A 15,565-nucleotide genomic window follows, 5' to 3' on the forward strand; every position below is an offset into this window, starting at 1 on the left:
GAGTCAATCATGCAGCTGGGCATGATTCATGGGTGTCCTATTTGTGGCACTACAAGCCAGAATAACTTTGGTAAACCTCATGATCTTTGTAGCCTCCTTGCTCGTTTAAGTTGATATATATTTGAATGGTGCAGTCATAGAGTAGCCAAAGAAATATAGATTCAAATTTACAGTCAGCCTCATTTTCTCGTACGATGGCTTGATACCTAAAATAATGCTTGTCATAAGAGTGCGCAATGTTGGTTGAAGCTAAGTATTCTTCAATTACTTGCTGACTGTCGCCTTGCGAAAGATTTGCAGAAATACTCTTCTGTATTTTTTCGACTGTATTGAGGCTATTACCCCAAGCAGGATTACCAATTATTGCTAGTACTAATATAATAGCTACCTTCATTGCTCTTCCTTGAACGCCGAGTGCCATTTTTACCCGGTAGGCAAAGCACAGCTTTGACTGCCGGAACGTGTGAAATGCCTTGTTATACCTTTTCTAGTTTTAGGTAATGCCGACGAAACCAATATTTAGGCTCCCCCTGAAAAATGGCCTCCCAAGAGAAAGACCTGAAGCCAAGTTCGCAAATACGTAGCCGCCAGCGCTCATTACTATCAAAGATGCCGAACTCCAAGAGGTCTTCACCTTCGACTGTGAGTTCTTCAATAAATCCGAATCTATCTGGTGTTGAAACGCGATCTATGATGCTGCCATTTTTACCAAGCAGGCTATACCAATAACTTACACCATCGTAATAATCATAATTAGAAATCAGCAGAGTAAGATCACCATATGAATATTCATGGCGCAGCTCATCTCCCGGCAACACTAATTTACGTGTACCATCGGAAACCACAATAGAGTATTCTCCATCGGGTTGTTCTTTCCCATTTGCAGGGCTGTAACTGTAAGATTTCTTCAAGACCCTACCTAGCATAACGCCCATAGCTATGAGCAGTTTGTAGTGAGGAACGATCGGATAACTGGTCCGCCAGCCTGCGCATGGTGCGCCCAGCATGGGCGTGAGCTAATGGGGTAAAATCCCAGGGCTGTCCCATATAAATCAGTCTAAATGGTGGCTGTAATTATCTTGTCCAAGGTTTCATTATCCCAGCCAGCCTTTTTCCGAAGCCTTTTAATGCTCATGTCTTTTTTAAAGCTGGGCTTTGCCGCTTGCAACTGATTGAGTGCCGAATGCCTCAAGATCGCCATGTTTTCTGGTGCATTTCCTGATCTGAAGCGACTATCATCCTCACGAAAAACCACATCTAAAATCCAGTGTAACGAGTTTTCAACACCCCAGTGAGAGCGAATAATATGATTAAGTTCTGCTGAGCACGGCTCTAAACTACTGATATAGTAGCGCGTTTCGCAACTAGTTCGCCCATCTACAGTTCGCTTCGCCTGGACTGCGATAACACTTCTTAGACCGTGCCATTGCTCTTTACCTCCGAGCCAATCAATACTGTTAGTAGAGAGACATTTTCTGGATTCTATTCGGCCTCGGCTCACCTCTTCCACACAATCAGTATCGACATCCTTGTGGTACTGCATATCGAACAAATTATTAAAATGCGTGGTAATTTGCTGGTGCAGTTTGTCCTGATTGCCCTTCACAGCAATCACATAATCGCCGCCTCGTTCGATAATTTTCTGGGTGATCGTTTTCTGGCAGCCCATGGCGTCAAGCGTAATAATCGCACCATTAAGATCAAGAACCTCCAGTAACTTCGGTATGGCCGTAATCTCATTCGACTTTTCTTCTACTTTTTGCTGAGCAAGGACAAGTCGCGCCTCGGACGCAAAAGCACTCACCATATGTATAGGAGATCGCTTGCTGGCCTGATCGAAGCTGCGCCTTAGCGCCTTGCCATCGATCGCAATTACGTTACCGAGTTCTTGCTGAATACCTTGGACCCACTGCAGAAAGCAGCGCTTAAATTGTTCGGGGTCTAAGCTTGAAATAACACGGCTAAAAGTGTTTTTTGAGGGTATTCCGCTATTTAGCGGGGTGAATCGTTTTAGGTAATCTATTTTAGATTCTGCGAAATCGACAAAATCTCTACAGCTTTCAGCACCACAAATAACACCGCAAAACATGATAAGTAAAATATCGGGCAGGGCGTGCAGCTTGTGCCGATCAACTCGAGGATCTTCCATGTCGTCAAAGTGATGTAAAAGGCTTACGCTATCCATTTTGTCTGAAAAACACTCTATTTATCAAAAAAGATAGCTATTCTAGGTCTATTTTGTTCGTTTTTACACCGATTTATATGGGACAGCCCTGGGTAAAATCCCCTGTAGGAAGATCACCACTTAATGACTGCATTAAATGCCAACTACCAGAGAATGGCAACTGCAACATCGTGAGGTTTGTGGGACGGTGTTAATCCTGGACACCCAGTGCGCCGAGATAAATCGGCAAAAGATTGGAGGTGAAAGCCCTCTACCCGGTAAGGTTTAGCAAACCGCTGGGACCCCGAGTCATGGGCGCTGTCCGGTAACGGCCAGGGTTAAGCGTTGACAGGGGAAGGTACAGGCTCAGTATTGAGCTCCGAAAACAAGATTTGAGATCGCCGACCTTGTTGGGTGATGGGGAAGGCAACAGAGGTAGATACGTTTCTTGCGAGTATCTACATCGGTCTCCGGAGTCAATTGACCTGATGCATGTACTGATGTCTTTTGCGCGGAACTCGGGAGATCCTGTAGGTGATTCGTGCGTGTCCCGCACGGGTCGGGTCCGGCGAAGCCAGTTAGGCAAAGGCCGGGCATTTACGCCTTCAGGAAGTCAGATAGATCCATAGTAGTGAAGAACCCGGTGAACAAAGTGCTAACTAATAAAGTGCCACATGGCGGAGCCGGTGGAGCGAAGGGATCTAACGATAAGAAATGGCGTTCTGTGCCGGATCTGACTGCGACTCAGAGCGCAGCCGCAGGGTCGTCGGGGCTGGAGCGTCTACACACTCGTGCAAAAGCACAGCGCAAAGAACGGTTCACTAACTTATTCCACCATCTCACCCCGCGACTATTGGCCGAAGCTTATAAAAGCATCAGCCGCAAAGAAACTCGCGGCCTTGATGGAGAAAGCTGGAGCGACTTCGGTAATAACCTACGGGAACGCATCCTGGATCTCCACACACGCCTCCATCGCCAATGCTATCGACCACAAGCAGTCTGCCGTATTTGGTTGCCTAAAGCCGACGGGAGCCAACGCCCCATCGGGATTACAGCAGTCGAAGATAAGGTAGTTCAGCAAGCGCTGGTATGGGTATTAGAGGCCATTTACGAGGCGGACTTTCTCGGTTTCAGTTATGGTTTTCGCCCGGGTCGCGACCAGCATCGCGCGCTCGACGCGATTGCTGTAGCTATCGAGCAGAAGCCCGTGAGCTGGATACTGGATGCAGATATCAGCCAGTTCTTTGACACTATCGACCACGGCTGGCTACGGCGCTTTCTCGCGCATCGTATTGCCGACCGACGCCTACTGCATTTGATCGAACGTATCGTAAAGGCAGGGGTGGTGGACGATGGACGCTTTACCAAGACCAGGATCGGGACTCCACAGGGTGCAGTGATATCGCCGATGCTGGCAAATATTTACCTGCACTATGTCTTGGACCTTTGGGCGCATCAATGGCGACAGCAATCCGCACGTGGAGCCTGTTACATAGTCCGTTATGCGGACGATAGTGTGATGGGTTTCCAATACTGTTCGGATGCCGAGCACTTTCAAGTGGCATTAACCCAGCGCCTGGCAAAATTCGGGTTACAACTTAACGCGGATAAAACCCGGCTACTGGAGTTCGGTCGCTTCGCGATGAGCAATGCCAAACGTCGCGGAGGTAGAAAACCTGAAAGCTTTACCTTCCTCGGGTTTACCCACCGTTGCGGCAAACGTGTTTCGGATGGTCGCTTTGCACTCTGGCGCACCACCAGCCGAAAGCGGCTTAACGCTAGGTTAAAAGCCATCCGGCAGAAGCTGTTCAAAATGCGTCATAAGGACGTATATAAGCAAGGGCAATGGCTGCAAAGAGTGATGCAAGGGCATTACAATTATTTTGCGGTTCCCCGTAACCATCAAGCGCTAAACCTATTTCGCAGAGAAATATGTCGAGCTTGGTTGCAGGCTTTACGTCGCCGGGGGCAGAAAAAGCCGATCATATGGGCGCGCCTACAACGTTTGTTGAAGCGTTTTATACCCAGTGTGAGAGTGTTACATCCATACCCCAACCAACGCCTGTGTGTCTGACTTATCGTAGGAGCCGTATGCGTTAGTAGCGCACGTACGGATCTGTGCCGGAGGGGCAACAAACCTGTTGGGGTGAGTTGGCCCTTTACGGCGATCCGGTGTTAATCCTGGACACCCACCGGTGTTAATCCTGGACACCCACCGGTGTTAATCCTGGACACCCACCAAATAGAAAGTATAAACCGTCATCCCTATTGACAAAAGATTGAAATCCCACAAAATGCTGTATGTTTATACAGAAAAGTGCGCGTGCAGCCGATGACTCTACCGCGAAGCACCCAGATATCTCTTGATGCAACACCGTACTATCATTGTGTCTCCCGCTGTGTACGGCGTGCATTTCTATGTGGCAGAGATACTGAATCCGGAAAAGATTACGAGCATCGGCGCGAATGGATTGAAAGCCGTATGCATAAGTTAGCCGAGGTGTTTGCGCTAGATATTGCCGCCTATGCAGTAATGAGTAATCACTACCATATAGTCAGGGCTGTCCCATATAAATCAGTCTAAATGGTGGCTGTAATTATCTTGTCCAAGGTTTCATTATCCCAGCCAGCCTTTTTCCGAAGCCTTTTAATGCTCATGTCTTTTTTAAAGCTGGGCTTTGCCGCTTGCAACTGATTGAGTGCCGAATGCCTCAAGATCGCCATGTTTTCTGGTGCATTTCCTGATCTGAAGCGACTATCATCCTCACGAAAAACCACATCTAAAATCCAGTGTAACGAGTTTTCAACACCCCAGTGAGAGCGAATAATATGATTAAGTTCTGCTGAGCACGGCTCTAAACTACTGATATAGTAGCGCGTTTCGCAACTAGTTCGCCCATCTACAGTTCGCTTCGCCTGGACTGCGATAACACTTCTTAGACCGTGCCATTGCTCTTTACCTCCGAGCCAATCAATACTGTTAGTAGAGAGACATTTTCTGGATTCTATTCGGCCTCGGCTCACCTCTTCCACACAATCAGTATCGACATCCTTGTGGTACTGCATATCGAACAAATTATTAAAATGCGTGGTAATTTGCTGGTGCAGTTTGTCCTGATTGCCCTTCACAGCAATCACATAATCGCCGCCTCGTTCGATAATTTTCTGGGTGATCGTTTTCTGGCAGCCCATGGCGTCAAGCGTAATAATCGCACCATTAAGATCAAGAACCTCCAGTAACTTCGGTATGGCCGTAATCTCATTCGACTTTTCTTCTACTTTTTGCTGAGCAAGGACAAGTCGCGCCTCGGACGCAAAAGCACTCACCATATGTATAGGAGATCGCTTGCTGGCCTGATCGAAGCTGCGCCTTAGCGCCTTGCCATCGATCGCAATTACGTTACCGAGTTCTTGCTGAATACCTTGGACCCACTGCAGAAAGCAGCGCTTAAATTGTTCGGGGTCTAAGCTTGAAATAACACGGCTAAAAGTGTTTTTTGAGGGTATTCCGCTATTTAGCGGGGTGAATCGTTTTAGGTAATCTATTTTAGATTCTGCGAAATCGACAAAATCTCTACAGCTTTCAGCACCACAAATAACACCGCAAAACATGATAAGTAAAATATCGGGCAGGGCGTGCAGCTTGTGCCGATCAACTCGAGGATCTTCCATGTCGTCAAAGTGATGTAAAAGGCTTACGCTATCCATTTTGTCTGAAAAACACTCTATTTATCAAAAAAGATAGCTATTCTAGGTCTATTTTGTTCGTTTTTACACCGATTTATATGGGACAGCCCTGACCATATAGTACTCTATATCGACACAAAACCGGCTAATAAGTGGTCTCTTACAGAGGTAATTACTCGCTGGAAAAAACTCTTCAAAGCCTCTAGCTTGGCCCAGCGCTATCTTCAGGGCGATACTCTCGATCACGCTGAGGAAGACAGGCTAAAAGAGGTCGTTTCCCTATGGCGGGAGCGTCTAATGGATATCAGCTGGTTTATGCGCTGTTTAAATGAATCCATCGCCCGCCAGGCCAATGCTGAAGACAACTGTACAGGCCGCTTTTGGGAGGGCCGGTTCAAGTCTCAGGCTTTACTGGATGAAAGAGCACTCGCCGCCTGTATGGCCTATGTAGACCTTAACCCCATCCGTGCCAATATTGCCCATACACCTGAAGAGTCTGATTACACTTCGATTCAACAGCGTATTCGTGCGGCAGTCTCAGGTAAGCAGCCCAAAAATCTACTTCCGTTTGTCGGCGGTGAGTGTTTGAATATGCCGAAAGGGCTTCCTTTCCAGCTGGATCACTATTTGGAGTTAGTGGACTGGAGCGGCCGGCATTTAGACCCCAGAAAACGGGGTTGTATTGCCGAAAACATACCTCCTATTCTGGAGCGACTCGGCATTTCACCCAAGCACTTGCTCTATCTTAGCCGGAACTTTGAAAGCCGCTTTAAAGGCTTGGTGGGATCGGTAGAGGTTGTACAAAAAGTTTGTGCTCAACTCGATAAACGCTGGGTACACGGTATAAGCGACTGTCGGCGCCTCCTCTCAGCTACGCCCTGCTAATCTACCCCGGCCTCAAGTACTCAACAGCACGATTACCGCCCTTTTATCGAAAAGCAGCGATCCCAATAGCCTGAAGACCAATTCCAAGTATTTAATCTCCTTTACCTGTAAACCAAAGAGAAAGAGCCGCTAGAGAGGGAGCTAGCTCTATTGCTGGCACCACCCTCCAGTCATTGGCTGTCCTAGATTGCTGGCCCAAAAATCTACTTCCGTTTGTTGGCGGTGAGCGTTTGAATATGCCGAAAGGGCTTCCTTTCCAGCTGGATCACTATTTGGAGTTAGTGGACTGGAGCGGCCGGCATTTAGACCCAAGAAAACGGGGTTGTATTGCCGAAAACATACCTCCTATTCTGGAGCGGCTCGGCATTTCACCCAAGCACTGGCTCTATCTCAGCCGGAACTTTGAAAGTCGCTTTAAAGGCTTGGTGGGATCGGTAGAGGTTGTACAAAAAGTTTGTGCTCAACTCGATAAACACTGGGTACACGGTATAAGCGACTGTCGGCGCCTCCTCTCAGCTACGCCCTGCTAATCTACCCCGGCCTCAAGTACTCAACAGCACGATTACCGCCCTTTTATCGAAAAACAGCGATCCCAATAGCCTGAAGACCAATTCCAAGTATTTAATCTCCTTTACCTGTAAACCAAAGAGAAAGAGCCGCCAGAGAGGGAGCTAGCTCTCTTGCCGGCACCACCCTCCAGTCATTGGCTGTCCTAGATTGCTGCGAAGAAAATTGAAGCGCAGCGCCAATTTTGTCGGTGTGCCTACGCATGATGCGTCCAGCACGGGCGTGGACTAATTGGGGTGAAAGTCCCATGTAGGAGGATCACCGTTTAATGGGCGCCATTAAATGCTAACTACCAGCGAATGGCAACTGCAATACCGCGAGGTCTGGGGGGAGGAAGCCGCTAGTAAGACTACGAGCTGGCGAACAGAAAAATCCTATAAGGCTTAGCCTGGAGACGAGGTGGCTAAGGACACCGAAGCCATGTGATCTAATGGGTAGGGTAGATGATACAGTTACGTAGTGAAAGTTCATGTTCTTATCTGGGGAGATCTGTTTAGCTTGCTGCTGTGAAGCTGCCGGCGTGGCCGTTGACTCATATGTAGGCTTAGCCCGCTAGCCACCATCGCGGAGACAGAAAAAGGTGGTGGAACACAGCAGCGCCTCGGTCAGTAATGATCAGGGTGATTAAACAGAAGTCAGCCGGCGGCATAGTAGCCTAATGCCAAGATTAATACCTTGGACATGGTGAAGCCCTGAATTCAAATTCCACGAGTTAGAAGGCAGGGCTAGCCTAGCGATATGTTTCCTGTTGGATAAAGTTGAGGTAGCGCACTGCCATGACACTCAGTTCAAATGAAGATCTGCTCGATACGATCGTTGGATAGAGATTCATTTTGGATAGGGAACCACCCATTGCGGACCTGCACGATGGGTGGTGTGGGGGCCGATAGCTAGACAATACCTGCTACCCGATTTATGTATTAGCGCTTGCCAAGAATATCTTTCCACCGTTTTGAATTGTGCCAATTAATAATATCTAGCTCTGCATCTGCGTCTAACCAGTGTTCACCATCAGCTAGAGCGTCTTCCAATAATTTGTACCTACCAGCTTCCAAGTGATTTGCAAAATCAGAATACATTTCTTCTATTGATGAAGCTGGGTTTAGCGCTATGTTATAATCTTGATCATACAAAACTATTTGACCAATCTTACCTTCTGAATTTGGATCTAAGTCTATAAACAGCCCACACCCACTAGAGTCATCTCCTATTGGAATACGCATCATGCTTGATACGGAAGTTACCTTTACACCTGGATCAGCATAATTTAATGGTGGAAAATCTTTCATATCTTTAATATTTTTTAGTCTGGAGTACTCTAGTATGACTTCTTCAATTGAATAGAACTGCAAACCATAAACAAGATTTGCAACAGCATTGCTATTTAAGCCATTGTGGATTCGATAAAGCTCTTTTAAGTCCTCAGGCAATTTTTCACCGATAGTTTCTTCCAGTTCAGTTATAGCTTCTTCGCTAGCAGGAGGGTTTAGCGCGTCCCGTATTTTAGGAGCATTTTCAGATAGCCAGCCATCTATTCGCTTCCACGAATTACGTAACGTTAAATCTGTCTTTTCTTTTTGCATATCTATATTATTTGTAGCGCAACCCAGCAAAACAAATACAACTGCCATTAAAAGTAATTTTTTCATTTCAAAGGCTCTACCCAAAAAACACATGACATCCGTAGCAGGCGTGCGTATTTTGTGTCGCCCGACTACGTTTGGTACGCCCAGCATGGGTGTGGACTAATGGGGTGAAAGTCCCCTTTAGGAAAATCACCATTTAATGGGCGCCATTAAATGCTAACTACTAGCGAATGGCAACTGCAATACCGTGATGTCTTGTGGGGAGGAAGCTGCTAGCAAAAACACGAGCTGACGAACAGAAGCATTTTATATGGCCTGGAGGCGAGGTGGCCAAGGACACCGAAGCCAAGCGATCAAATGGGTAGGGTCAATGATGCAGTTGTGTAGTGAAAGTTCTCGTTCTTATCTGGGGAGATCTGTGTAGCTTGTGCTGTGAAGCTGTCAGCGTGGTTGCTGACTCATAAGTAGGCCCAGACCACTAGCCACCATCGTGGGGTAGATAAAAATGGAGAAATACAGCAGCGCTTAGGTCAGTAATGGCTGATGGTGTTAATCCTGGACACCCACCAAATAGAAAGTATAAACCGCCATCCCTATTGACAAAAGATTGAAATCCCACAAAATGCTGTATGTTTATACAGACAAGTGCGCGTGCAGCCGATGACTCTACCGCGAAGCACCCAGATATCTCTTGATGCAACACCGTACTATCACTGTGTCTCCCGCTGTGTACGACGTGCATTCCTCTGTGGCAGAGATACTGAATCCGGAAAAGATTACGAGTATCGGCGCGAATGGATTGAAAGCCGTATGCATAAGTTAGCCGAGGTGTTTGCGCTAGATATTGCCGCCTATGCAGTAATGAGTAATCACTACCATATAGTGCTCTATATCGACACAAAATCGGTTAACAAGTGGTCTCCTACAGAGGTAATTACTCGCTGGAAAAAACTCTTCAAAGCCTCTAGCTTGGCCCAGCGCTATCTCCAGGGCGATACTCTCGATTACGCTGAGGACGACAGGCTAAAAGAGGTCGTTTTCCTATGGCGGGAGCGTCTAATGGATATCAGCTGGTTTATGCGCTGTTTAAACGAATCTATCGCCCGCCAGGCCAATGCTGAAGACAACTGTACCGGCCGTTTTTGGGAGGGCCGGTTTAAGTCTCAGGCTTTACTGGATGAAAGAGCACTCGCCGCCTGTATGGCCTATGTAGACCTTAACCCCATCCGTGCCAATGTTGCCCAGACACCTGAAGAGTCTGATTACACTTCGATTCAACAGCGTATTCGTGCGGCAGTCTCAGGTAAGCAACCCAAAAATCTACTTCCGTTTGTCGGCGGTGAGCGTTTGAATATGCCGAAAGGGCTTCCTTTCCAGCTGGATCACTATTTGGAGTTAGTGGACTGGAGCGGCCGGCATTTAGACCCAAGAAAACGGGCTTGTATTGCCGAAAACATACCTCCTATTCTGGAGCGACTCGGCATTTCACCCAAGCACTGGCTCTATCTCAGCCGGAACTTTGAAAGTCGCTTTAAAGGCTTGGTGGGATCGGTAGAGGTTGTACAAAAAGTTTGTGCTCAACTCGATAAACGCTGGGTACACGGTATAAGCGACTGTCGGCGCCTCCTCTCAGCTACGCCCTGCTAATCTACCCCGGCCTCAAGTACTCAACAGCACGATTACCGCCCTTTTATCGAAAAACAGCGATCCCAATAGCCTGAAGACCAATTCCCAGTATTTCATCTCCTTTACCTGTAAACCAAAGAGAAAGAGCCGCCAGAGAGGGAGTTAGCTCTATTGCCGGCACCACCCTCCAGTCATTGGCTGTCCTAGATTGTTCGCGCTCCTATGATTCATGGGTGTCCAATTTGTGTTCACCTGCGGCTCGTCCGGTAAAAGTTACTGGCGAAGCGCAAAAACTAAGGGTATTCATATTGCGCTCAATAATGAGTTCTTCGAAGAGATGGGGTTGATTTCATTGCGAGATCGTTGGGTAGAGATTCATTACGGATAGGGAACCGCCCATTGCGGACCCGCACGATGGGTGGTGTGGGGGCCGGTAGCTAGAAACTACCGGCTACCCGATTTAGGCGCCTGGATAAGTTAATCTCCATCCCAAATACTTACTCCAAGATCGTTTGCAAATGGATCAAGTATTTTTCTGTCAAGAGGCCAGTTGTTTAATAATTTATTTTTCTTTCTTTTTAGTAGCCAGTAAATAAATAGCACAGTGCTTTGTTGATATAATGGGTTTTTACTATACTTCGATTTTATTATCTCAGGTATATGCGGATTTTTGCTAATAAAGCTTTGGATGCTATCTACAAGTGCAGCATCCACAAGAGACTCAAACTCGTCCCATATGGTTAAAGACGACTTTTGGTTATGAGATTTTAATCCGGTTATAGAGTAGTAGATTCCATCTAGTCTATTTAGAATTGCGTGATCGTCTAATGGACCGCGATTAAGCTCCTGGGTTACTTCAGAGAAAAACTCATCTGTTGTTTCAATCAGAGCCATGCTCTTTGCAACAGTACGGTGTACAGCAGGTTGAACTGTCTTTTTTGCCTTATAAACAGCATCATGTGTTAATTCTGCATGAGCATGTTGCAGTAAAGTTCTAATTTGAACCTCACACGGTATTGAGCAGGGTATAGTTACTCCATCAATTTCCATTTCGTTCTTTGGCCGTAGAACATAATGTACTGATTGATATGTAAAGAGGAGTGGATCTCTTTCTTTGTCCTCGTCAAAATGTTTGCACGCATCAAACTGCCAAACATCTGATTCTTCGACAATCTCACAGATTTTTTCGATATCCTCAAGTAACAATACTACAAACCGAATACCAACCTTATCTTCTATCTGATTATATGGGTCAGAGTAATTTTTTCCCGGTCTAAAAAATGCCTTATCTATTAGAGAGTTATCATCTTTAAGTCTGTATTTAACTGGAATTTTAAGAAATGTGCTTAGATCAACTTCTCGACCCTCTAAATCTTGGGTTATTGACTGGATAATATAATCCCCCCAAGCACTATAGGCAGGCTTCTCGGAATTCCATAACTCCTTAAATTCTAACTCATTCATTCTTGCTGAGTTATCCTATCTTTGACTGTTACTCTCGTCCATATTTGAGGTGTTCCAGACTCATCAGAATCACCGTCTATAGACTCTATAACAACATAATCTTTGAAAACATCAGATGGCGCAATTATTTTTACATTCTTGCTGAAGTTTACTCTTCTGTATTTTAGCTTACTTTCGATGTGTTCAATATCTTTAGTAAATGCTGTTGTTGGCAATCCAGAGTCTTCCATGTGAGACTTGAAATCGTCTTGCACGTCTAAATCAAAATAGTTAGCTGCAAAATCTTCTGAGCTAATTGTTGAGGAGGTACCAACCTTTAAGTATGTTGTTAAAGCGTTAAATAAGTCACTTTTCTTTTCTACTTCTATTTCGAGGCCCTCTATGAAACTACTCGCTGCATCATAGAATTTCTTTGTAGTCCTGGCACTTGTTTCAGGATAATCGCATCCGAGAAAATCTGAATAAAAGTATCGTGCTGCTGCCTTTCCATCAGTCTTGCCAATTTGGTAATCTGAAATCATTACAGCATATTTATCATTTAAATCATCAGGCGTGCTATTATTTTGTTTTTCAAAGAAGGCAGCCGTTTTGTATAGCCTTGTTCCAGGAGTAAGCAAAACCTCTTCTACAAACTTCAAAGATATTTTATTTGTTGTTGGGTCAACCTCTTTCTCGTAGGCACTATGTATTTCTGCTTTTATAACGCCCAAGAAATTTCTTTGAGGATGCCCTTGTTTTCCGGTGAATACTACAACTATTCCACCAGGTATGTTCTTTCTCTGTTGCGCATCAGTTAATCTTTTTGCGAAATCGAATGATGATACTGCGAATGCGTCATCATCTTGATCGATGATTTTATCTGCGATCTTAGGGATATGATTTTCATCTTGACTATGTATCTGCATTTGAACAGCTTTAGAACCTTCCCCTAAAGCATCCCTAATGCGAGACTTGAACTCCTCCATTGCACTTTCATCAAATCGCGTAAATTCATGACTTTGTGTTGGAGGGATTTTTGTTCCATCCTTATCTCTCTGATAGACCTGATGGATGATAATCCTATCTATTGATAGATTTAATAACTGCATTTAACTTCCTTTTAAACTTCTCGATTGTTGTATGAACTTGCTTTAGCGCCTAACAGCTAAATAGTAATTATTCTGACCACTATTATCATGACTATTATCTCAGAATCAATTCCTACTCCACAGCCTAAATTTCTATTTAACACCATAGACTTAGAGTAACCTGATACGTGTGTGCAAACTGGAAAAACGATCACTTTGACTACTGTCCCAATTTTAACACCAGTCCTTAACTCATTGATTTAACAACTTTTTTTGGGTGTATCTTCTTGCTCTCCAATATAACGGTCAATATGATCGTAAATCCGTAAGCTAGCATTCACGAACTTTTACAGGTTGGTTCTAGTTGGGGGGTAAGGTATCTAGTGTGCTTATGAATAACTCCGTAATATCTCTGCGGATCTTGTAGGCTACAGATGTTAGTTGCAGTCCGCCGCGAATTGCCATAGTTCTTTGCAAGTGTTGCAACGCAGCAGCTGTGGCCTTCTAAGGCTGCGTCCTGCAGGGCTTTCAGTGCGATTCATACACCGTGTTGCGACTTCTTCTAAGGTCTAGACATTCCTGCGAAGCTGCGCGCTGATTGTAACCGCTCTGTAAGTAGAAGCATCACTGGGTTGTTCAGAGGCTCCTAAAACCCGCAGAAATATCCTAAAAGCCTGCAAGCTACTTTGGTCTATCGAGAGATCTTCTCTGTAGATATGTGGAAGACATTTCAGCAGTATTGATGATCTATTGTTGTGGTCAACTCCAAGCGGACACTTCTTTAAGCACATTTCTCAAATTCGATAGGGGCTAGGTCTCCCAGTGTTGTATGTATTCTTCGTGAGTTGTAATAAGCAATATAGGCTCTTACATCTGCTACCGCATCCTCCCTTGTCGGATAAAGGTTTCCCGTTAACCACTCCCGCTTCAGGCTGCTGAAGAAACGTTCAGTCGGTGCGTTGTCCCAACAATTTCCCTTACGGCTCATTGAACACACCATCCCCTGCTGACTCAATAACATTTGGTAGGTATGGCTGGCATACTGACTGCCACGATCAGAGTGATGCAGGAGACCTTTTGGGGGCGAACGCAAATTGACAGCCATCATCAACGCACGAGTTACCAGGGCCGTTTCCATCTTCCGATCTAGATGCCAACCAATAATCCGGCGCGAATAGAGATCAATCACTACCGCCAAGTACAACCAGCCCTGCGAAGTCCAAATATATGTAATATCAGTCGTCCAAACTTGATTTTTAGCACTCGGTGAGAACTCCCTATTTAGAAGGTTCTCTGCGACCGGCAGGTGATGTTTACTGTCTGTCGTCAGTGTAAATCGCTTCTTGCGCTTTACTGCCAAGCCTAGCTTTTTCATGAGCTTGCGGACTCGATAGCGCCCGACTTCAAAGCCTTCTTTACGTAACAGCTTCATTAACCGACGACTTCCCAGGCTCTGTCTAGATTCTGCAAATAGGGCCTTCAAACGATGGCATAGTTGCCATGTTTGAGCATCTATTGAGCTATTACCACGGCAACACCAATCGTAATAACCAGACTTACTTACCTGCATTACCCGGCAGAGCACCCTAACAGGAAAGCTGCCTTGCTGTTTTTCAATAAAGCTGTACTTTATTTCATTTCTTTCGCAAAGAAGGCGCTGGCCTTTTTTAGGATTTCTTTCTCCATCCGCAACTGCTTATTTTCACATCGTAATCGCTCTAATTCTGCGCGCTCACCTACATCCAACCTCACACCGTCTTCTTCCTGCTTCAGTTCCTTTATCCAGCGTCGCAGGTTATTGGCTGTTGTTCCTACAGCCTCTGCTGCTTTAGAAATTGAATACCCTTGCTCAGAGACTAGCGCTACGGCGTCTTTCTTAAATTCCGGCTTGAAATGCCGACGTGTACCTTTTGTTGTCATACTTCACCTCGCTTGGTAGTTTTACCATCTTAGCGAAGTGTCCGGAAGGATTAGACCACTACACTATTGCTTTCTGAATTCCAGTGTGGGAGCGGGTGGGGATATTAATTTTTACAGCCATTTTTATACACAATCGAAATTTTTAAAGCGTGAGCAACCAAAAATATAGGCACAAAAATAATCTTATTGGATTTTATTCAGTTTGTTTTAGTGTCAAAGCTGCGTAAAATCGGTGGATATTTATCGGTATTTGGGTCGTCATTGAGCAGCCTTCTAATGACCAAAGAGATTCGGGAGAATCAAGAATTTTCTAAAACGCATTCCCTCAAAGGAGAACGGTAGCGTGACGTAAGAGTAAGTAAAAGGCGCTGACCCAAGGTGCGCTAACACCTGGGGCCAGCTAACCAAATTGATAAGCACAGTATCAAAATGGCTATATGGATCATACGCTAGAAACCCGCTCGTCTTCAATAAAGTGGAGTCCATTCAGTAGTTTGGGGCGTGTCCCTTGGCTCTGGAAGCGTTGCGTCTGCCTTTTCTACTTCTATGCCTACCGTTCTCGCGCCCCACCTGACACTTCCTTAACAGTTACTTTCAAA

General features: G+C 45.5%; 12 protein-coding genes and 1 pseudogene. 5 read left to right on the plus strand and 8 right to left on the minus strand.

Features of this window, described 5'->3' with window-relative positions; genetic code table 11:
• Positions 1-49: 49 nt before the first annotated feature.
• The 3 genes from ACJJI8_RS11225 to ACJJI8_RS11235 form a co-directional block, all read right to left on the minus strand.
• Positions 50-421 carry a hypothetical protein gene (locus ACJJI8_RS11225; RefSeq protein ID WP_444935086.1) on the minus strand — a complete coding sequence of 124 codons (372 nt, stop codon included), beginning with the start codon at positions 419-421 and terminating at the stop codon, positions 50-52.
• A 55-nt stretch (positions 422-476) separates the two neighbouring features.
• Complete coding sequence (locus tag ACJJI8_RS11230) at positions 477-911, minus strand: hypothetical protein (protein WP_444935087.1); 435 nt, start codon at positions 909-911, stop codon at positions 477-479.
• Between the two features lie 146 nt (positions 912-1,057).
• Positions 1,058-2,185 carry an ISAs1 family transposase gene (locus ACJJI8_RS11235; RefSeq protein WP_444932648.1) on the minus strand — a complete coding sequence of 376 codons (1,128 nt, stop codon included), beginning with the start codon at positions 2,183-2,185 and terminating at the stop codon, positions 1,058-1,060.
• A 631-nt stretch (positions 2,186-2,816) separates the two neighbouring features.
• On the opposite strand from ACJJI8_RS11235, the gene ltrA reads away from it, so the two are divergent.
• Complete coding sequence (ltrA, locus tag ACJJI8_RS11240; protein ID WP_444933476.1) at positions 2,817-4,238, plus strand: group II intron reverse transcriptase/maturase; 1,422 nt, start codon at positions 2,817-2,819, stop codon at positions 4,236-4,238.
• Positions 4,239-4,496: 258 nt separating this feature from the next.
• Positions 4,497-4,721 (plus strand): annotated as a pseudogene (locus ACJJI8_RS11245) (transposase); the annotation flags it as partial.
• A 23-nt stretch (positions 4,722-4,744) separates the two neighbouring features.
• On the opposite strand, the gene ACJJI8_RS11250 reads toward ACJJI8_RS11245, so the two are convergent.
• Positions 4,745-5,872 carry an ISAs1 family transposase gene (locus ACJJI8_RS11250; protein ID WP_444932648.1) on the minus strand — a complete coding sequence of 376 codons (1,128 nt, stop codon included), beginning with the start codon at positions 5,870-5,872 and terminating at the stop codon, positions 4,745-4,747.
• A 186-nt stretch (positions 5,873-6,058) separates the two neighbouring features.
• Between ACJJI8_RS11250 and ACJJI8_RS11255 the strand changes: the two genes are divergently transcribed.
• Together ACJJI8_RS11255 and ACJJI8_RS11260 are read left to right on the plus strand one after the other, a co-directional pair.
• Positions 6,059-6,736 (plus strand): hypothetical protein, encoded by a 678-nt coding sequence (locus ACJJI8_RS11255; protein ID WP_444935088.1) that lies wholly within the window; start codon positions 6,059-6,061, stop codon positions 6,734-6,736.
• 236 nt (positions 6,737-6,972) lie between these two features.
• The gene (locus ACJJI8_RS11260) at positions 6,973-7,266 is read left to right on the plus strand and encodes a hypothetical protein (protein ID WP_444935089.1); all 294 of its coding nucleotides are present in this window, start codon (positions 6,973-6,975) and stop codon (positions 7,264-7,266) included.
• Between the two features lie 957 nt (positions 7,267-8,223).
• Here the strand turns inward: ACJJI8_RS11260 and ACJJI8_RS11265 are convergent.
• Positions 8,224-8,952: an SMI1/KNR4 family protein gene (locus tag ACJJI8_RS11265; protein ID WP_444919226.1), complete on the minus strand. Its 729-nt coding sequence runs from the start codon at positions 8,950-8,952 to the stop codon at positions 8,224-8,226.
• Between the two features lie 597 nt (positions 8,953-9,549).
• Here ACJJI8_RS11265 and ACJJI8_RS11270 point away from each other — a divergent pair.
• Positions 9,550-10,536 carry a transposase gene (locus ACJJI8_RS11270; protein ID WP_444935090.1) on the plus strand — a complete coding sequence of 329 codons (987 nt, stop codon included), beginning with the start codon at positions 9,550-9,552 and terminating at the stop codon, positions 10,534-10,536.
• 456 nt (positions 10,537-10,992) lie between these two features.
• Here ACJJI8_RS11270 and ACJJI8_RS11275 read toward each other — a convergent pair whose 3' ends face one another.
• From ACJJI8_RS11275 to ACJJI8_RS11285, 3 genes are all read right to left on the minus strand, one after another.
• Positions 10,993-11,979, minus strand: coding sequence for a GTP pyrophosphokinase (locus ACJJI8_RS11275; RefSeq protein ID WP_444935091.1), 987 nt, complete (start codon positions 11,977-11,979; stop codon positions 10,993-10,995).
• Positions 11,976-13,067: a nucleoid-associated protein gene (locus ACJJI8_RS11280; protein WP_444935092.1), complete on the minus strand. Its 1,092-nt coding sequence runs from the start codon at positions 13,065-13,067 to the stop codon at positions 11,976-11,978. The genes ACJJI8_RS11275 and ACJJI8_RS11280 overlap by 4 nt, the downstream gene beginning before the upstream one ends.
• Before the next feature lie 760 nt (positions 13,068-13,827).
• Positions 13,828-14,966, minus strand: a protein-coding gene (locus ACJJI8_RS11285) for an IS3 family transposase (protein WP_444933095.1) whose coding sequence is annotated in 2 segments (ribosomal slippage) — positions 13,828-14,717 and positions 14,717-14,966 — 1,140 coding nt in all. Because the reading frame shifts where the segments join, the coding sequence is not laid out codon by codon here.
• Between the last annotated feature and the right edge of the window lie 599 nt (positions 14,967-15,565).

This window comes from Microbulbifer maximicatervae (SeqCode), from assembly GCF_052467695.1.